Genomic DNA, 18,896 nt, shown 5'->3' with positions numbered 1-18,896 from the left:
TAATTCTCCATTTGACAGGTGATGAGACGCGACGCACCCCCATGGGGGCGCGTCGCGGGATCCTCAGGATCTTTGCACAAGCCCTTCACATGTCAACTGATTTGCGGGTGGTCCGACGAATTAGCCTGTTAAATCCGTTCTGGAGGGGCCGATGAGCTCAACTTCCGCGAGTGTGGCGCGGCTTGACGGAGTCAGACGGTAGTCGGTGTAGGTACCTGGTGTGCTGACCGCGAACACCCGGGTCTGCCGGTCCGCGGTGAAGGACTCGGCCGTCCGCCGGTCGACGGTCCGCCACTTGCCGTGGCGGTCCCGGCCCTCCAGCACCCAGGAGGCCGGCGCGTCCCCCTTCGCCGCCGAGGTGAGGGTGTACGAGGTCACCCGCGCCGCCGACGTGAGGGACACCGGGAGCGACGTGAAGGACGCCGCGGTGGCCGATGTGTCGTCCAGGAGCGGGCCGCTGCCCGGCACGGTCAGGTCGCCGTCCGGTGCGGGCACCCGGTCGTCGCGGGTGATGGACGAGGGTGCCGCGTTCTTGCCGGTGCCCCAGGAGGACGGGCGCGGGCCCATCGCGAATTCCAGGGTGCCGCCGCGGGCGAGCAGGGCGTGCGGCAGCGCGGTGGAATTCCACGGCTTCCCGTTGACCCGCAGGCCCTGTACGTACACATTGCGGTCACTGTTGCGCGGCGCCTTGATCACCAGGTCGCGGCCGTTCTCCAGATGGACGGTGGCTTTGGTGAACAGCGGCGAGCCGACCGCGTATTCGGGCGATCCCATCACCAGCGGATAGAACCCGAGCGCGCTGAAGACGTACCACGCGGACATCTCGCCGTTGTCCTCGTCGCCCGGATATCCCTGGCCGGTCTCGCTGCCCAGGTAGAGCCGGGAGAGGACGTCGCGGACCTTTTCCTGCGTCTTCCACGGCTGCCCGGCGGCGTCGTAGGCGTACGCGATGTGGTGCGACGGCTGGTTGCTGTGCCCGTACATGCCCATCCGGGTGTCCCGGGCCTCGGTCATCTCGTGGATGACGTTGTTGTACGAGCCGGCGAATTCCTTCGCCGCGGTTTCCGGGGTGGCGAAGTAGGTGTCCAGCTTCTTGGCCAGGCCCGCCCGGCCGCCGTACAGGTTGGCCAGGCCCCGGGTGTCCTGCGGTGCGGCGAAGGCGAAGGTCCAGGCGTTGGTCTCGGTGTAGTCGTGGCCCCAGACGCGCGGGTCGAACCGGTCGGGGGGAAGCCGCCAGTTCCCGGCCGCGTCCTTGCCCTGGAAGAAGCCGGCCTTGCTGTCGAAGTGCTTGACGTAGTCGCGTGCGCGGTTGAGGAAATAGGCGGACTCCTCCTTGTACCGCGGCTTCTTCGTCTTCTCGTACAGCGCCTGCCCCATGCGGGCGATGCCGTAGTCGTTGAGGTATCCCTCCAGCGCCCAGGACATGCCTTCCTTGGTGTCCGTGCTCGTGTAGCCGCGGAAGGGCGAGGTGGTCATGCCCTTGCGGCCGACGCCGGGGCTGGGCGGGGCGACGGTGGCGTTCTTCACCGCCGCGTCATAGGCGGCGACGGCGTCGAACCGCACGCCTTTCGCGTACGCGTCGGCGAAGGCCACGTCCGAACTGGTGCCGGTCATCAGATCCGCGTAACCGGGAGAGGACCAGCGGGAGATCCAGCCGCCGTCCTTGTACTGCTGGACGAATCCGTCGACCATTTTCCCCGCCTGTTCCGGAGTGAACAGGGAATAGGCGGGCCAAGTGGTGCGGTAGGTGTCCCAGAAACCGTTGTTGACGTACACCTCGCCGTCGACGATCTTCGCCCCGGTGCGCGTCGGGGTGTCCGGGCCGGTCCGCGGCGAGAAGGGGCTCGCGTACCGGGCGCGTGCGCCCACCTGCTCGTACCCGGAGTTGGGGTAGAGGTAGAGCCGGTAGAGGTTCGAGTAGAGGGTGACGAGGCGGTCCCGGCTCGCGCCCTCGACCTCGATGCGGCCGAGGATGCCGTCCCACCGGTCGCGGGCGCGGTCCCGGACCCGCTCGAAGGAGTCGCCCGCCGGGATCTCCCGTTCCAGGTTGGCGCGTGCCTGGTCGACGCCGATCAGCGAGGTGGCGATGCGCAGCGTGACCGTACGGTCCGCGCCGGGCCGCAGCTTCAGGTAGCCGGTGACGTCCGGGCCACCGCCGCCGCTCAGCTTGCCGCCCGCGGTGACCGGCGCGTCGAGCACGCCGTACACGAACAGCCGGGTGGCGCCGGTGGAGAGGTTGCTCCGGACGTCCGAGAAACCGGTGACGACGCCGCGCGCGGCGTCCAGGGTGAGTCCGCCGTTGTTGTTGACGTTGTCGAAGATCAGGTTCGCGTCGTCGCCGGGGAAGGTGAAGCGCATCAGCGCCGCGTGGTCCGTCGGGGCGATGTCCGCCTTGAGGCCGTTGTCGAAGGTGACGCCGTAGTGGTGCGGCTTCGCCGTCTCCTTGGCGTGGTGGAACGGCAGGGCGCGGGCGGCGCGTCCGGCGTCCGGGGTGCCGGCCGCGGTGGACGGCATGACCTGGAACGTCTGCCGGTCGCCCATCCAGGGGCTCGGCTCGTGGCTGGCGGCGAACGCCTGGAGGGTGGGGAGGTTGTCGGCGTTGTTCTTCCGCGCGTACTCGTACAGCCAGTCCGTGGAGCCCGCGTTGGTCACCGGCGTCCAGAAGTTGAAGCCGTGCGGGACGGCGGTGGCGGGGAAGGTGTTGCCGCGCGAGAAGCTGCCGCTGGAGTTCGTGCCGCGGGTGGTCGAGACGTAGTCGGAGAGATGGGCGGGCGGTGTCTGGCGGGCCTCGGGGCCGAGCGTGATGTCGTCCACCCAGCCGCGGAAGACCGGTGTGGTCCGGGGCGCGGTGGGCGCGTCGTACGCGATCAGGATGCGGTCGACGGTCTTGCCCGCCGCCACGTCGCCGATGCGCGACTGGCGGTGGTTCCACTGGTTGACGTAGAGCGTCTTGGCGTCGGCCTGGCCGCGCGGGGTCAGCGGTGCGCCGTTCTGGTCGGTGGCGCGCAGCTCGCTGAGGTACGTGCCGTCGGTGAAGGCCAGGTCGACCGCGACATGGGTGGCGGGATAGCCCAGGTCGGTGGCGGCCATCTCGGGGAAGACCTTGTACGAGAGGGAGGTCGCGCGGGCGACGGGCACGTCGACGTCGAAGACCTTGTTGTACGAGTGGCCGCGGCCGGCCGCGGTGTGCGTCCCCGCGTACCGCAGCGCCCGCAGCCCGCTGAAGCCCGCGTTCGTCCTGGCCGCGGGGGACGCGGTGGGGCCCGAGTCGGGGTGGCTGCTCATCCCCGCGCCGGGGCCGCTCTCCGGGCCCACCCCGGAGGTCTTCCCGGTGCCGTCCGGGCCGGTCTCGACGGTGTCCCGCCAGTCCGGCAGCGGATCACCGGTCTCGAAGGAGGAACTGAACGTCCGGGGCGCCGGGGGCTTTTGGGGAGGGGCCGCGACGGCGGGGGAGGGGGCCGTCAGGACGAGCAGGGCCGCGGCCGCGAGTGCGACAGGACGGGCCGTGCCGGGCAGGGGTCTGTGCCGGTGTCTGAGCCGCACGCGCGTACCTCTCGACGAAGGCGACATGAGGACGGCATTCCAACGATGCTGACATCGTTGTCAGCCGCATAATGCAGAGATAAGTAAGGTGTGTGGGGCCTTTGTTGTCAAGGGTGGCCCTGTGCCCGGCGGCCGGAAGTCCGTGGCCGAAGCGGTGCATACCGGCGAGGTCTCAACTCGGGAAAGATGGCGGCCCGAACTTGCTTACGATCTTGCCGAGTTGACGTGAAGTGGACTATACCTGTCGGCGTCCGAGCGTCTGTACGAACGGCGCCCCGGACCCGGGAGGACCTGCGGAGCAGCACAAGAAATCGGCCCCGCACATCCCTAGCGCGCCCGGTGCACATCCCGTACAACTCAGCTTCATCTGACCCGCGGTGCCGGGGTGGCTCCGGTACACCGCCTGAGTCCTGAAGAAGGCGAGGACTTGCGCATGGGGTTCACCTCAGATTTCAGCCGTCGCGACCTGATCAAGCGGGCCGCGGCGCTCGGAATCGTCACCGTACCGGCCATGAGCGCCCTGTCGGCGTGTGCCGGCAGTGGCGACGGGGGCGGCGAGAAGGTCGAAAAGGGGGAGAAGACCGCCAAGAATCCGCTGGCGGTCAATGACAGCGCCGCCCTCGACGTCGTCATCTTCGACGGCGGATTCGGCGACAAATACGCCAAGGACGCCCAGGCGGAATATGTCGCCGCCTTCCCGAAGACCAAGGGAAAGGTCAAGCTCACCTCCACCCAGAAGATCCAGTCCACACTGCAGCCGCGCTTCAACGGCGGCAACCCGCCGGACCTCGTGGACAACTCCGGCGCCGAGCAGATGGACTTCGGCACGCTGGTCTCCAAGAACCAGCTCACCGACCTCACTCCGCTGCTCGACGCCCCGTCGATGGACGACCCGGGCAAGAAGGTGCGCGACACCCTGCGCCCCGGCGTCGTCGAGATGGGCCAGTTCGGCGGCAAGGAAACCTGGATCATGTACTACGCGTACACGGTCTACGGCGTCTGGTACTCCAGGACCAACCTGCGGAAGGTGGCCGACGCCGAATATCCCGAGACCTGGGAAGAGATGCTCGCCGTGTGCGAGAAGGCGAAGAAGAAGGGCGTCGCCGGCTGGACCTACCCCGGCAAGTACCCGTACTACCTCCCCTTCAGCCTCTACCCCTTCATCGCCAAGATCGGCGGCGAGGAGGTGCTCCGCAAGATAGACAACCTGGAGCCGAACGCCTGGAAGGACCCGGCCGTCAAGGCCGCCTTCGACGCGTACTACGAGCTGTACAAGAAGGGGTACATCCTCAAGGGCTCGCCCGGCCTGGACCACCTCCAGTCGCAGAAGGCGTGGGCCGAGGGCAAGGCCCTGTTCATACCGAACGGATCGTGGGTGGAGAACGAGTCGGCCCAGCAGATCGAGAAGAATCCCGACTTCCAGCTCTCGGTCGGCGCGCCGTCCAGTCTCTCCGGCTCGGACAAGATGCCGTTCGGCACGATCTGGGCCTCCGGCGGCGAACCGTTCATCGTGCCCAGGCAGGCCAAGAACGCCCCCGGCGGCATGGAGATGCTGCGCATCATGCTCAGCAAGAAGTCCTCGCAGAACTTCATCAAGCAGGTCTCCTCGCTCACCTCGCTCAACGGCGGTACGGAGGGCCTGAAGCTGCCTCCGGGCCTGGACTCGGCGCAGCAGGCGCTGCAGAAGGCCGGAAAGAACATCGTCAACCCGCGGCTGCAGGACTGGTACGTGGCCCTGCAGAAGGAGAAGATCGGCGTCGGCGCGCTGGGCGAGATGATGGCGGGCCGGATGACTCCCGACGAGGCGATCAACAAGATCCAGAAGTACGCGGACGAGACGCGCGACGACAGCAGCGTCAAGAAGTACCAGCGCTGACCGGTGCAGCTCACGCGTCACCAGCGGTGGCCGTCACGGCAGTCGCGGGGAAAGAACGGGATCGGTAGTCATGCAGCACGGTAAATACCGCTTCATCGCAGGGTTCTTGGTCCTCCCGCTGGCGATATACGCGATCTTCGTGATATCGCCGTTCGTGCAGGCGATCTACTACTCCTTCACGGACTGGACCGGCCTGAGCTCGGACATGAAAATGGTCGGGTTCGACAACTACACGCGTCTCTTCAAGGACAGCGTCTTCTGGGCCTCGGTGGGAAACAGTGTGACGCTGTTGCTGCTGCTGCCGGTGGTGACGCTCTCGCTCGGGCTCTTCTTCGCCTTCATGCTCAACGTCGGTGGCCGCCGCAGGAAGAAGGCGGTCATCGGCGGCGTACGCGGCTCCGGCACGTACAAGATTCTGTACTTCTTCCCGCAGGTGCTGTCGATCCCGATCGTCGCCCTGCTCTTCCAGTTCGCGTACAACCCGGAGAGCGGCGCGCTGAACGCGTTCTTCGACGCGATCGGACTGGGCGGCGTGCAGCCCGACTGGCTGGGAGATCCGCAGCTCGCGCTCTGGTGCATCATGGGCGCGATGATCTGGGCCAATGTCGGCTTCTACGTCGTGCTCTTCTCGGCCGGCATGAGTTCCATACCGAAGGACTTCTACGAGGCCGCGCTGCTGGACGGCGCCAACCGTTTCAACACGTTCTTCAGAATCACCCTGCCGCTGCTCTGGGACACGGTGCAGACCGGCTGGATCTACATGGGCATCCTCGCCCTGGACGTGTCGGCCTTCGCCTTCGTGCAGATCATGAGCGTCGGGCCGGGCGGCCCCGACTATTCCACCGAGGTCCTGCCGCTGTACGTCTATCAGAAGACCTTCCGCGACGGTCAGGCCGGTTACGCCACCTCGATCGGCGTCTCCCTGCTGATAGTGACCCTGATCTTCTCGGCCATCGTCATGCGGCTGGGCCGGCGTGAGCGACTGGAGTTCTGATGAGCGTGCAGACCAAGCCCCCGGCCGTGACGGGCCGGGGCGGCGCGGGCGGCAAGGGCGGCAGGTCCGGCGAGAGCGGTGAAGGGCGGGTCCTGAACGTCTTCTCGCACGGCGTCCTGGTCATCTGGGGCCTGCTGGTGACCATGCCGCTGCTGTGGGCGGTGGTCAGCTCCTTCAAGGACGACGGGGAGATCTTCGGCTCGCCCTGGGGGCTGCCGTCGGCGCTGCACTTCGACAACTGGGCGCGCGCCTGGGACAAGGCCAACATGGGCCAGTACTTCTTCAACTCGCTGGTGGTGGTGGGTGGTTCACTGATCGGAACGATGCTGCTGGGCTCGATGGCGGCGTACGTCCTGGCCCGGTTCGACTTCCCGGGAAACCGCTTCATCTACTTCCTGTTCGTGGGCGGGATGGGCTTCCCGATCATCCTGGCGCTGGTCCCGCTGTTCTTCGTCATGAAGAACATGGCCCTGCTGGACACCTACCACGGTCTGATCCTGGTCTACATCGCGTACTCCCTGCCGTTCACCGTCTTCTTCCTCAGCGGGTTCTTCAAGACGCTGCCGTCGTCGGTGGCGGAGGCCGCGCTGATCGACGGCGCGTCCCACACGCGGACGTTCTTCCAGGTCATGCTGCCGATGGCGAAGCCGGGACTGATCAGCGTCGGCATCTTCAACTTCCTGGGGCAGTGGAACCAGTACCTGCTGCCGACGGTGCTGAACGTCGGCGACCCGGACAAGAAGGTGCTCACCCAGGGCCTGGTCGCGCTGGCGGTCAGCCAGGGGTACAAGGGCGACTGGTCCGGTCTGTTCGCGGGCCTGACCATCGCCATGCTGCCGGTGCTCGGCGCGTACATCATCTTCCAGCGGCAGGTGGTGGCGGGTCTGACAGCGGGCGCCCTGAAGTAGCTCCGCGAGCCGGTGCGCGCGCCGGTGCGCGAGCCGCGTACCGGCGCGGCGTGCACCTCCGTACGGTGCGACGGCCCCCGCCCCGCCGTCCCGCGGGCACGGGGGCCGCCGCGGTGCCGGCCGGGTCAGCGGACGGCCGGGTTTTGGCCACAGGTCCGGTGCACCCGGTCGAGGACTTGACGGAACCGGACCCGGGCACGTCAGCTTAGATTCACATGTTGGAGACAAGCCGGGTCCCGTCGACGTGGCCCGGCCGGCAGCCGGCCGTCGTGCCGGGTGCTACAGGCGGGAGTGGATGAGTCGATGGAGACTCCGGGTTCGCAGTCCTCGCTGCACCGGGCCAATCTGGAGCGGGTCGTACGCGCGGTGCGCATGGCGGGTTCGCTCACCCAGGCGGAGATCGCCCGGAGCACGGGCCTGTCGGCGGCCACCGTCTCCAACATCGTCCGGGAACTGAAGGACGCCGGGACCGTCGAGGTCACCCCGACCTCGGCCGGCGGCCGCCGGGCCCGCAGCGTCTCGCTCTCCGGCGACGCCGGGATCGTGGTGGGCGTCGACTTCGGCCACTCGCACCTGCGGGTCGCGGTCGGCAACCTCGCCCACCAGGTGCTCGCCGAGGAGACCGAGCCGATCGACGTGGACGCCTCCGCCGCGGAGGGCTTCGACCGGGCCGAGCGCCTGGTCAAGCGGCTGGTCGAGGCGACCGGTGTCGGTCCGGGCAAGGTCATCGGCGTCGGCCTGGGCGTCCCGGGCCCGATCGACGTGGAGTCCGGCACGCTCGGCTCGACGGCCATCCTGCCGGGCTGGAGCGGGACGAACCCGAGCGAGGAGCTGTCCGGCCGGCTGGGCGTCGGCGTGTACGTCGACAACGACGCCAACCTCGGCGCGCTCGGCGAGCTGGTCTGGGGCAGCGGGCGCGGCGCCGCCGACCTGGCGTACATCAAGGTCGCCAGCGGCGTCGGCGCGGGCCTGGTCATCAGCGGCCAGATCTACCGGGGTCCGGGCGGCACCGCGGGCGAGATCGGGCACATCACGCTGGACGAGTCCGGGCCGGTCTGCCGCTGCGGCAACCGCGGCTGCCTGGAGACCTTCACCGCCGCCCGGTACGTGCTCCCGCTGCTCCAGCCCAGCCACGGCCCCGACCTGACCATGGCGGAGGTGGTCCGGCTGGCCCGGGAGGGCGACCCGGGCTGCCGCCGGGTGATCGGGGACGTGGGGCGGCACATCGGCAGCGGCGTGGCCAATCTGTGCAACCTGCTCAACCCGAGCCGGGTGGTGCTCGGCGGCGACCTGGCGGAGGCCGGGGAGCTGGTGCTCGGGCCGATAAGGGAGTCGGTGTCGCGGTATGCGATCCCCAGCGCGGCGCGGCAGTTGGGGATCGTGCCGGGGACGCTCGGCGGCCGGGCCGAGGTGCTCGGCGCGCTGGCGCTGGTGCTGAGCGAGATGGGCGACTCGACGCTGCTGGACGGCACGCTGTCCGCCGAGGGGAGCGCGCAGCCGGGCGGCCGGCCGGCTCCTGGCATGCCCACCGTCGCCGGTGCCCGGCCCGCCGAAGGCACCGGTACCTCTGCCATTGCCTGACGCATCCGGGGCACGCTGCCGTGTACGGGGCACGCTGAGTTCACACAGCTAACGCATGGCACCGTTGTCATCTCGTTAAGTATTTACTCCTTGACGGTCTGCGAGCGGCCGAGTTGACTTCCAGCCACCTCGGCCGCAACGACGCGGCCTCGTCAGGGAGGTTTCACCGTGAACTCGCACCTGCGTCGTGCCGCCGTGGCCGCGGCCGCCGTCTCGATGGCCGCCGGACTCGCCGCCTGCGGCTCCGCCAAGGAGGCCGGCGGCGACTCGGACGCCAAGAAGGACAAGAAGGGGCCGCTGACCATCGGCCTCCTGCTGCCCGAGAACCAGACCGCGCGCTACGAGCGGTTCGACAAGCCGCTGATCGAGAAGAAGATCCGCGAGCTGGCGGGCCAGGACACCGAGATCCTCTACGACAACGCCAAGCAGGACCCCGCCGTCCAGCAGCAGCAGGTCGACACGATGATCACCAAGAAGGTCGACGCCCTGATCCTGGACGCGGTGGACGCCAAGTCCATCGCCGCCTCGGTCAAGAAGGCCAACGACAAGGGCATCCCCGTCGTCGCCTACGACCGGCTGGCCGAGGGCCCGATCAAGGCGTACACCTCCGTGGACAACGAGCGGGTCGGCAGGATCCAGGGCGAGTCGCTGCTCAAGGAGCTGGGCGACAAGGTCGGCCAGGGCGAGATCGTCATGATGAACGGGTCGATCACCGACCCGAACGCCAAGATGTACAAGGACGGCGCGCACTCCGTGCTCGACGGCAAGGTCAAGATCGGCAAGGAGTACGACACCAAGGAGTGGAAGCCGGAGAACGCCAACGAGAACATGAAGGGCGCCATCTCCTCGCTCGGCAAGGACAAGATCATCGGCGTCTACTCCGCCAACGACGGCATGGCGGGCGGCATCATCACCGCCCTCAAGAGCGCCGGCTTCACCAAGCTGCCGCCGGTCACCGGCCAGGACGCCGAACTCTCCGCCGTCCAGCGCATCCTCAGCGACGAACAGTTCATGAGCGTCTACAAGCCGTACAAGCCGGAGGCCGACGCCGCCGCCTCGATGGCCGTCGCACTCGCCCAGGGCAAGAAGCTGGACTCGGTCGCCAAGACCACCGTCGACAGCGCCACCGAGAAGAAGGTGCCGTCCGTCATCGTGACGCCCTTCGCGCTCACCAAGGCTGATATTTCAAAGTATGTCGGCCAGGAGGGCTTCTTCACCAAGGCCGAGATCTGCACCGTCAAGTTCCAGTCCGCCTGCGCCCAGGCCGGCCTGAAGTAAGCCTGCCGTCCGCCCGGCCCCGCCGCCCGCCGACCGGGTGCCGGGGGCCGGACGGCGCATCCCCGCCGGTCAGGCGGCGAAGGAGATGATTCACGTGTCCGCTACGCCCGTGCTGGCGTTGCGCGGGGTCTCCAAGCGGTTCGGTGCCGTTCAGGCGCTCACCGATGTCGAACTGGAGATCCACCCCGGCGAGGTCGTCGCCCTGGTCGGCGACAACGGCGCCGGCAAGTCCACCCTCGTCAAGGCGATCGCCGGCGTCGGACCCGCCGACGACGGCGTCATCGAGTGGGAGGGCCGGCCGGTCACCGTCGACCGGCCGCACACCGCCCAGGAACTGGGCATCGCGACCGTCTACCAGGACCTCGCGCTCTGCGACAACCTCGATGTCGTGGGCAACCTCTTCCTCGGCCGCGAGCTCGTGCGCGCCGGGGTGCTGGACGAGGTCGAGATGGAGCGCCGCGCCCGCGAGCTGCTCGCCACCCTCGCCATCCGCATCCCGAGCGTGCGCATCCCCATCGCCTCGCTCTCCGGCGGCCAGCGGCAGACCGTCGCCATCGCCCGCTCGCTGCTCGGCGAGCCCAAGGTCGTCATCCTCGACGAGCCCACCGCGGCGCTCGGCGTGGAGCAGACCGCCCAGGTCCTCGACCTCGTGGAACGGCTGCGGGAGCGCGGTCTCGGGACCATCCTCATCAGCCACAACATGGCCGACGTCAAGGCTGTCGCGGACCGGGTCGCGGTGCTGCGGCTGGGCCGGAACAACGGCACCTTCGACGTCCGCAGCACCAGTCAGGAAGAGATCATCTCAGCCATCACCGGCGCCACGGACAATGCCGTGACCCGGCGCAAGGCCCGCACCGCGGAGGCCAAGAAGTGACCACCGACCTGTCCAAGGCCGGCGACGAGCCGGTCGACGCGGCACCCGCGGCCGCGGGCGCCGTCACCGCCGTGGACCCGCGGCTGCTCGTCCGCCAGCAGGGCTTCAAGGGCTACCTCGACGAGTTCCGGCGCAAGACGCGCAGCGGTGAGCTGGGCTCGCTGCCGGTCGTCGTCGGCCTCATCGTCATCGGCATCGTCTTCCAGCTCCAGGACGCGGCCTTCCTCGGCGCCGAGAACCTCTCGAACCTGTTCGTGACGGCGGCCGGCACCGGACTGATCGCCGTCGGCATCGTCTTCGTGCTGATCCTCGGCGAGATCGACCTGTCCGTCGGCTCGGTCAGCGGCCTGGCCGCCGCGGTCTTCGCCGTCCTCAACATCAACAACGGCATGCCGGAATGGCTCGCCCTGATCCTGGCCGTCCTCACCGGCACCGTGGCCGGCGCCCTGCACGGCTTCTTCTTCGCCCGGATCGGGGTGCCCGCCTTCGTCGTCACCCTCGCCGGGCTGCTCGGCTGGAACGGCCTGATGCTCCAGGTGCTCGGCTCCAACGGCACCATCAACCTGGACGACAGCGGCCTCGTCGCGAAGCTGACCAACTTCTACTTCACCGACGTGGCCGCCGCGTACGGCCTGGCGACGGTCGCCGTCCTGGCCTTCCTCGGCCTCTCCCTCCTGGACTCGCGCCGCCGCGAGGCCGCGGGCGTGCCGAGCCGGCCGCTGAGCGAGACCGTGCTGCGTACGGTGGTCCTGGCCGTCCCCGCCTATCTGGTGGCGTGGCTGCTGAACCAGTACAAGGGCCTGCCGCTCGCCGTCGTGATCTTCCTCGGCGTCGTCGTCGCCCTCGACTTCGTGCTGCGGCGCACCCGGTACGGGCGGCAGGTCTTCGCCCTCGGCGGCAGCGTCGAGGCGGCCCGCCGCGCGGGCATCAACGTGGCGTTCATCCGGATCTCGGTCTTCTCCCTGGCCGGCACGATGGCCGCGGTCGGCGGAATGTTCCTGGCCTCCCAGATCAACGCCGCGAACCAGTCCTCGGGCGCGGGCAGCCTCCTGATGAACGCGATCGCCGCCGCCGTCATCGGCGGTACGAGCCTGTTCGGCGGCCGCGGCAAGACCTGGTCCGCCCTCCTGGGCGTCCTGGTCATCCAGTCCATCGCCTCCGGCATGGCGCTGCTGGGCATCGCCTCGGCCGTCCAGTTCATGATCACCGGAGCCGTCCTGCTGGCGGCCGTGGTCATCGACTCCGTCTCCCGCAAGACGCAGAAGACGGCCGGCCGGGCGTAGCCGTCGTTCCTGCTGCCAGCCGTATTGGGAAACAGGGGGCGGGCGCTCACGGAGCAGTCGAGCCGGGGCACGGACCGCAGGTCCGAGCCCCGGCAGGAACCAGACGGCATGCCGGGGACCGTAGCCGGGGCCGGCGTCCAGCAGGGTCCGCCCGGAACACCGCGTTCGCAGGGTAGCAAGGGCGGGCGCCCGGACCGCTCTTCCACGTTCGATGCATGCCCCTACAGGCCTCGGCGGCTCTACCGAACGGTGGCACCGCCGACGGAGCGCCGGCACCGGGCGGGACAGGGGAGGGCGGGACGGGGGCGGGAATCACTCGTCGCGCAGATACGCCAGGACCGCGAGCACCCGGCGGTTGCCGTCGTCGGGGGAGAGCCCCAGCTTGGCGAAGATGTTGCCGATGTGTTTGGCCACCGCCCCGTCGCTGATGTTCAGGGCGTTCCGCACCATCGCGTTGGAGTAGCCGCGGGCCATCAGCCCGAGCACTTCCTGTTCGCGGGCGGACAGCAGCTGGTACTGGTGGCGCCGGTCGCGCTCCATCAGTATGTGCTGGACAACCTGGGGGTCGATCACCATGGCTCCTGCGGCGACACGTTCGACGGCCTGGGCGAATTCGCTGAGTTCGCCGATCCGGTCCTTGAGCAGGTAGCCCAGGCCGGCCCGGCTCTGGCGGTGCGGGGTTCTGCTGGGGGTGAAGAGCTCCTTGGCGTACGCGTTCGCGACGTACTGGGACAGCACCAGGACCGGCAGGTCCGGGTAGTCCTTGCGCAGCTCGGTCGTGGCCCGTAGCCCGTCGTCCCCGTGCCCCGGCGGCATCCGTACGTCGGTGACGACGATGTCCGGAGAACACTCCCGTACCGCGGTGATCAGGGAGTCGGCGTCGCCGACCGCCCGGACCACCTGGTGGCCGAACTTGTGCAGCAGCTCGACGATCCCTTCACGGACGAGCGCCGAGTCCTCGGCCAGGACGATACGGAGTGACTGTGCCGGCACGGAATCTCCAGGCTGAGGGCGGTGGGGCCGCCAGAGGGGCTGGTCAGCACCAGTCTTCCATCGACCACCGCGACCCGGTCGGCCAAGCCCTCCAGCCCGCCGCCCGTGCGCAGTTCGGCACCGCCGGCGCCGTTGTCGGTGACCGTGACGGACAGCCCGTCCCGCGTCAGCCGGCCGCGCACCGTGGCGGAGGTGGCACCGCTGTGCTTGACGACGTTGGTGAGCGCCTCGCTGATGAAGAAGTAGGCGGTGGCCTCGACCTGCGTGGGCAGCCGCCCGGCCAGCTCCATGTCCACGTCCACCGGCACCCGGCAGCGTACCGCGACCTCGGACACCGCGGCGGCGATGCCGTGGTCGGTGAGGACCTGCGGATGGATGCCGCGGACCAGGTCGCGCAGTTCGTCCAGCGCCTGCTTCGCCTCCCCTCGGGCCCGGGACATCAGCTCGCCGGCCCGGCCGGCCTTCGGGTCCGCACCGCCGAACTCCAGCTCCGCCAGCCCCAGCGTCATGACCAGCGCCACCAGCCGCTGCTGCGCCCCGTCGTGCAGGTCCCGCTCGATCCGGCGCCGCTCGGCCTGGAAGGCGTCGGCCATCCGCGCCCGCGAACGGGTCAGCTCCACCACCCGGTCGGTCTGCCCGCTCTTCTTGGGAGCCAGCATCAGCCGGACGAACCAGCCCTGCGCGGCGGCCGCCGCCCCCAGGACATGAGCGGCGACCGGCAGGACGGCGATCCCGAGGCCGGTCAGCAGCAGTGCCTCCGGCTGCCCGGAGACGACCGCCACCTTCACCGGGAAGACGATCAGTACGACCAGCGAGCCGGCCAGCGTCAGCAGCGCCAGGTCCACGACGGAGAGCAGCACCGCGAACACCATGGCGAAGCCGAACTCCCGCCAGGTCGCGCTCTCCTGAAGCCGGGTGGTCAGCCACGGCCACAGCCCCGGCCGCGCGACGGCCCGGTGCGGACTGGCCGGCCGGTCGGCGTGCGGCCCCTCCAGCAGCCGCAGCCTGCGCCGCTCCAGCGCGGCCAGCGGGATACCGAGGAGGACCGAGCCCGCCAGGATCACCAGCCCGATGCCCGCCACCGACAGCAGCAGCCCGCACACCACCACACCTCCCAGCACGATCAGCGAGAGCAGCCCGAGCAGACCGGAGGTGGCGAGGTAACCGAGCGCCCGCCAGGGTGCGGCGGAGGTGAGGAAGCTGACCGGGTTCCGGGTCACGGCCCGCCAGATGGGAGAGGAGCTCATTCGGGCCACAGTAGTAAGGCTCCGACGGGGGCCGGTGGGCCCGAGACCGCGGGTTCACCGGCGGGACAGGACGGTGCGAGCGGGAGGTTGGCCCGCAGGTTCGCGGGGGGCGCGGGCTGCCGGACCGGCTGGTCCAGAGGGGACGGACGGCTCATTCCACGCCCGTCGGCACCGGTTCCCGCGTGCTGGGCGCCTCGTCCTCCTCGGTGGCAGGGCGGGAGGAGCGCAGCTGGAGCAGGGTCGGTACGAGGGTGGCGAGCAGGGCGACGAGCAGGCAGCCGGCCAGGACCGAGCCCATCTCCAGCCATGGCACCGGGAATTCGGCGCCCTCGCCGGACCCGGACAGCGCGCGGCTCATGCCGATCATCGTCACCCCGTCCGCGAGGACACCCAGGACCCCGCCGACGGCCACCACGGTCAGCGTCTCCCACACGACGGTGCGCAGCACCTGCCCGCGGGTCGCGCCGATCTTGCGCAGCAGGGTGATGCCCTCGGCCCGCTCACCGGCCGCCATGACCAGGGTGTTGGCGATGGCGATACCGCTGTAGAGCATCGCCGTGCCCAGCAGCACCAGGACCAGGATGCGGCCCTCCTGCTGCGTGGCGTCGGCGCGCTCCGCCAGCCAGTGGTCGCGTTCCTGCGCGGTCGCGCCGTACCCGTCCGCGACCTTCTGGGCGGCGGCCGTCGCGGCGGCGTGGTCGGCACCCGGCGCCAGGGACAGGTAGACGGCGTTCGTCATCGTGTCGGGCGCGTGCCGGGCCAGCGTGTCCTGCGGGAACAGCACCGGGGGCAGCCCCGCCGACGAGCTGAGCACCGCGGCGACCTTCACCCGTACCTTCGTGGCGTCGGCGAGATGGACGTCGACCTCTTCGCCGGTCCGCCAGCCCAGCTGCCCGGCGACCAGTTTCGTCACCGCCACCGTGTCGCCGCGCAGATCGCCCAGCGACCCCTTGACCGGGTCCAGCCGCAGCGCGCCGGACAGGTTCTCCGGGTCCACCGCGCCGATGCCGCTCGACATGACGTAACGGGAGCCGACGAGGAAACCGCTGGTCTCGGAGACCGGCGAGGCGGCCTGGACGCCGGGCGCCGAGGACAGTTCGCGCACCGCGGCGGAGGGCAGGCCCGCCCCGCCGCCGGCGGTGACCACCACATCGGCCTTCAGGTGCTTCTGGGCATCGGCGACGGTGGTCGCCGAACTCGCGTCGGTGACGCCGATGACGGACCCGGCGACGGCCACCGTGACGAGGACGGGGGCGGCGGCCGAGGCGGTCCTGCGCACCGCGGTACGGGCGTTGTCGCCGGCCAGCGAGCCGGTGATGCGGGTGACCGCGGCCAGCGGGAAGGTCGCCAGCCGGACCAGCGGCGGGACGAGCAGCGGCGAGAAGACCACCATCGTCACGACCAGGATCTCGGTCAGCACCAGCGAGATCACCACGGCGCCGTCGCTGCCCGCCTGCGGCAGCAGGACCAGCAGCAGGAGCGACATGCCCGCGAACACCGAGCCGGTGATCCAGCGGCCGGTCGTCATGACCCGGGTCTCCACCGCGGAGTCCCGCATGGTCTCGGCCGGACGGACCTTGGCGGCCCGGCGGGAGGCGGCGAACACCCCGAGCAGCGCCACGCCGAGCCCGACGAAGAAGCTGAGCAGCAGGATCGGCGGGGACGCGGGGACCTCGAAGTCCTCGGGCGCCATGCCGAAGGAGGACAGCACCGAGGCGAGCAGCCGGCCGCCGGCGATCCCGATGGCGCAGCCCGCGGCCGAGGCGACCACGCCCAGCACCGCCGACTCCGCCATGATCATGCGGCGTACCTGGGGCGGGGCGGCACCGACGGTGCGCAGCAGGGCCAGTTCCCGGCGCCGCTGGGCGATGGCGAAGGCGAAGGTGCCCGACACCACGAAGATCGACACGAAGCCGGCGATCACCGCCATGACGGCGAGCAAAGTGGCGACGTCGCCGAGCGCCGCGGCGCGTGAGGCGGCGGTCAGGTCACCGCCCTTGGCGGCGCCGGTCCCGGCCTTGAGGGACTTGTCCGGCAGTACGGCCTCGATCCGGCCGGCCAGCTCGGTGGCCGACGTGCCCGGCTCGGCGAGCACGGCCACCGCATCGGCGCGGTCCGGGTCGGCCGACAGCCGCTGCGCGGCGGCGTCGGAGAAGAAGACGGTGGCCTCACCGGGCACCCCGCCCTTTCCGGGCGGCGCCGCGATGCCTGCGACGGTCATCTCCCGGCGGCCCTGCGGGGTCACCACGGGAACCTTGTCGCCGACGGCCGCCCCGGCCCGCTTCGCCAGCGAGGCGGCGAGCACGACCTGGTCGTCACCGGCGGGCGCGCGGCCCTCGGTGAGACGGAACGGGGTGAGCTGGGCGCTGGACCAGCCGTGGCCGACCGGGCGGTCGGTGGTGTCACCGGCGTCCCCGGCCACCACCTGGGCGGGCAGCGAACGGTCTAGGACGGCCTGCCGCACCCCGGGCACTCCGCGGACCGCGTCGGCGGTCCGCTGGGCGTGGTCGAGGCGGTGCGGGGAGGTGGCGGTCCGGCGCTGGTCGTACGCACCGCCGCCGGAGCCGAAGTCGACCGTGAAGGACTGGCCGGCCCGGACCACGACGGCCGCGGCGTCGTAACGCCCGGGGCTGCTGGGCGTCGAGGAGCCCCGGGTGGCGTCGAGGACCTGACCGGTGCTGGCGATCAGCGCGACGCCCAGCGCCAGCGCGACGAAGGTGCCCGCGAACAGCGCCCATCTGGTGCGCAGGGCGGAGAGAGCGACGGACAGCATGCGTCAGCCGCCCAGCCGTGCCATGTGCTCGCTCACCGCGGCCACCGTCGGAGCCGTCAGTTCGCCGTGCACCGCACCGTCGGACAGGAAGAGCACCCGGTCCGCCCAGGAGGCGGCGACCGGATCGTGGGTGACCATGACCACCGTCTGCCCCGCGTGGTCCACCACGGACCGCAGCAGACCCAGCACCTCACGGCTGGTGTCGGTGTCCAGGGCGCCGGTCGGCTCGTCGGCGAACAGCACGTCGGGCCGGCTGATCAGGGCGCGGGCGATGGCCACCCGCTGCTGCTGGCCGCCGGACATCTCGGCCGGCCGGTGACCGCCCCGGTCGCCGAGGCCCACCTGCTGGAGCGCGGCGTCCACCTGGGTACGGGTCGGGCGCTGCCCGGCCAGCCGCATCGGCAGGGCCACGTTCTTGCGGGCGTTCAGCGACGGCATGAGGTTGAAGGACTGGAAGACGAAACCGATCCGCTCCCGGCGGAGCTTGGTCAGCTGCGTCTCGGACAGCGCGCTGATGTCGGTGTCGCCGATGAACACCCGGCCCGAGGTGGGGCGGTCCAGGCCCGCCGCGCACTGGAGCAAGGTGCTCTTGCCCGAACCCGAAGGGCCCATCACCGCGGTGAACGACCCGCGGCCGAAGGCACAGTGCACGCCGCGCAGGGCGGGAACCTTGCTGCTGCCGCGGCCGTACAGCCTGGCCACCGCGCTGAGTGTCACGGCCTGCTCGACGCCGACTCCGGTGACGGGCACTTCTTCTCCTCGGCCTTGGGGTCCGTGCACGGTCGTGTCCACGGCGTGCCGTCAGCCAACCGGTACGGGGGCGGGGTGCGCACGGGCGTCACGTCCCGTCTTCCGGGTGGAGAAAACTCCACCCCGCCGTACCGCGGACACGTTCCGCCCCGGTTTCCGCGGCCGGCCCGGAAGACCGCCGGACAGCCGCGCGCGGAGCGCCGGACGGACCAACCACGCCGTGACTCTGCTGCCCGAGCGGCCGGAGTTCCATCCTGACCATCCACTCATCTGCCCACTCATCTGCCACGCTGCCGGCCGAACTGCACGCCGGCAATGCGGAGTTCCGGCAGATCCGGGAGGAGCGTCCGGTCCACGCTCCCGGGTACCGCACCAAGCCCCTGGACCATCCGGAGGCCGGTGCGCTGCGGCTGCACCGCGACGTGCTGCTCGTGCCCGAGGACGACCAGGCGGTTGTCCTGATGACGGCCGGCCCCGGACCGCCTGCCGTGCGGGCCCTGCGCCGGCCGGCCACGCAGGCGGCCCGGCACGAAGGGTGCGCACAGATTCCGCTGATGGTCACAGAGCGTCGCGACTCATGGCATCTGCGATACCCGGCGGCGCTTCGGGCAGGTTACGCAGAGTGACCGGTGGGCATCGGAGTGGCGCCGAGGTGGCTGTTTTGTGAGCGACGGTTCGCGGGCCGTCCGGGCGGGCCCGGGAGTGCCGCCAGGGCGCCGGGCGCCCCGTCCGCGGGGTCGGATACGAGCCTGAGGGCATGTTTTCGGTCGAAGCTCGCGGCCGCCGGGGGAGCAGA

Annotated in this window: 12 protein-coding genes and 1 pseudogene; 8 read left to right on the top strand and 5 right to left on the bottom strand. The window is 70.3% G+C overall.

What is annotated here, in order from left to right; genetic code table 11:
- Window positions 1–120 precede the first annotated feature (120 nt).
- A complete protein-coding gene (locus tag OEIGOIKO_RS09195; RefSeq protein WP_125053587.1) occupies window positions 121–3,543 on the bottom strand; it encodes a GH92 family glycosyl hydrolase in 3,423 nt (1,140 codons plus the stop codon).
- Between the two features lie 433 nt (window positions 3,544–3,976).
- Here OEIGOIKO_RS09195 and ngcE point away from each other — a divergent pair, with 433 nt between their 5' ends.
- The 7 genes from ngcE to OEIGOIKO_RS09160 all read left to right on the top strand — a co-directional run bounded on the left by ngcE (window position 3,977) and on the right by OEIGOIKO_RS09160 (window position 12,337).
- Window positions 3,977–5,419, top strand: coding sequence for an N-acetylglucosamine/diacetylchitobiose ABC transporter substrate-binding protein (ngcE, locus tag OEIGOIKO_RS09190; protein WP_125053585.1), 1,443 nt, complete (start codon window positions 3,977–3,979; stop codon window positions 5,417–5,419).
- A 70-nt stretch (window positions 5,420–5,489) separates the two neighbouring features.
- Window positions 5,490–6,413, top strand: coding sequence for a carbohydrate ABC transporter permease (locus OEIGOIKO_RS09185; protein WP_031009026.1), 924 nt, complete (start codon window positions 5,490–5,492; stop codon window positions 6,411–6,413).
- On the top strand, window positions 6,413–7,321 hold the full coding sequence (locus tag OEIGOIKO_RS09180; protein ID WP_125053583.1) for a carbohydrate ABC transporter permease: 909 nt from the start codon (window positions 6,413–6,415) through the stop codon (window positions 7,319–7,321). The genes OEIGOIKO_RS09185 and OEIGOIKO_RS09180 overlap by 1 nt, the downstream gene beginning before the upstream one ends.
- Window positions 7,322–7,624: 303 nt before the next feature.
- Window positions 7,625–8,902 (top strand): ROK family transcriptional regulator, encoded by a 1,278-nt coding sequence (locus OEIGOIKO_RS09175; RefSeq protein WP_125053581.1) that lies wholly within the window; start codon window positions 7,625–7,627, stop codon window positions 8,900–8,902.
- 168 nt (window positions 8,903–9,070) lie between these two features.
- Window positions 9,071–10,180 carry a substrate-binding domain-containing protein gene (locus OEIGOIKO_RS09170; RefSeq protein WP_125053579.1) on the top strand — a complete coding sequence of 370 codons (1,110 nt, stop codon included), beginning with the start codon at window positions 9,071–9,073 and terminating at the stop codon, window positions 10,178–10,180.
- An 85-nt stretch (window positions 10,181–10,265) separates the two neighbouring features.
- Window positions 10,266–11,054 (top strand): ATP-binding cassette domain-containing protein, encoded by a 789-nt coding sequence (locus OEIGOIKO_RS09165; RefSeq protein WP_125053577.1) that lies wholly within the window; start codon window positions 10,266–10,268, stop codon window positions 11,052–11,054.
- Window positions 11,051–12,337 carry a sugar ABC transporter permease gene (locus tag OEIGOIKO_RS09160; RefSeq protein ID WP_125053575.1) on the top strand — a complete coding sequence of 429 codons (1,287 nt, stop codon included), beginning with the start codon at window positions 11,051–11,053 and terminating at the stop codon, window positions 12,335–12,337. The genes OEIGOIKO_RS09165 and OEIGOIKO_RS09160 overlap by 4 nt, the downstream gene beginning before the upstream one ends.
- Window positions 12,338–12,649: 312 nt before the next feature.
- On the opposite strand, the gene OEIGOIKO_RS09155 is transcribed toward OEIGOIKO_RS09160, so the two are convergent.
- The 4 genes from OEIGOIKO_RS09155 to OEIGOIKO_RS09140 all read right to left on the bottom strand — a co-directional run bounded on the left by OEIGOIKO_RS09155 (window position 12,650) and on the right by OEIGOIKO_RS09140 (window position 18,100).
- A complete protein-coding gene (locus OEIGOIKO_RS09155; RefSeq protein ID WP_125058600.1) occupies window positions 12,650–13,309 on the bottom strand; it encodes a response regulator in 660 nt (219 codons plus the stop codon).
- Window positions 13,204–14,577: a sensor histidine kinase gene (locus OEIGOIKO_RS09150; RefSeq protein WP_125053573.1), complete on the bottom strand. Its 1,374-nt coding sequence runs from the start codon at window positions 14,575–14,577 to the stop codon at window positions 13,204–13,206. Before OEIGOIKO_RS09150 ends, OEIGOIKO_RS09155 begins: the two co-directional genes overlap by 106 nt.
- 151 nt (window positions 14,578–14,728) lie before the next feature.
- Window positions 14,729–17,350 (bottom strand): ABC transporter permease, encoded by a 2,622-nt coding sequence (locus tag OEIGOIKO_RS09145; protein WP_125053571.1) that lies wholly within the window; start codon window positions 17,348–17,350, stop codon window positions 14,729–14,731.
- A 3-nt stretch (window positions 17,351–17,353) separates the two neighbouring features.
- Window positions 17,354–18,100 carry an ABC transporter ATP-binding protein gene (locus OEIGOIKO_RS09140; RefSeq protein WP_125053569.1) on the bottom strand — a complete coding sequence of 249 codons (747 nt, stop codon included), beginning with the start codon at window positions 18,098–18,100 and terminating at the stop codon, window positions 17,354–17,356.
- A 284-nt stretch (window positions 18,101–18,384) separates the two neighbouring features.
- Between OEIGOIKO_RS09140 and OEIGOIKO_RS09135 the strand changes: the two are divergent.
- Window positions 18,385–18,726 (top strand): annotated as a pseudogene (locus tag OEIGOIKO_RS09135) (MmyB family transcriptional regulator); the annotation flags it as partial.
- Between the last annotated feature and the right edge of the window lie 170 nt (window positions 18,727–18,896).

The sequence above is a fragment of the Streptomyces paromomycinus genome (genome assembly GCF_003865155.1).
Taxonomy (GTDB): domain Bacteria; phylum Actinomycetota; class Actinomycetes; order Streptomycetales; family Streptomycetaceae; genus Streptomyces; species Streptomyces chrestomyceticus.
The sequence above is the reverse complement of the archived record's forward strand: the minus strand, read 5'-3'. Positions and strand labels throughout refer to the sequence as shown.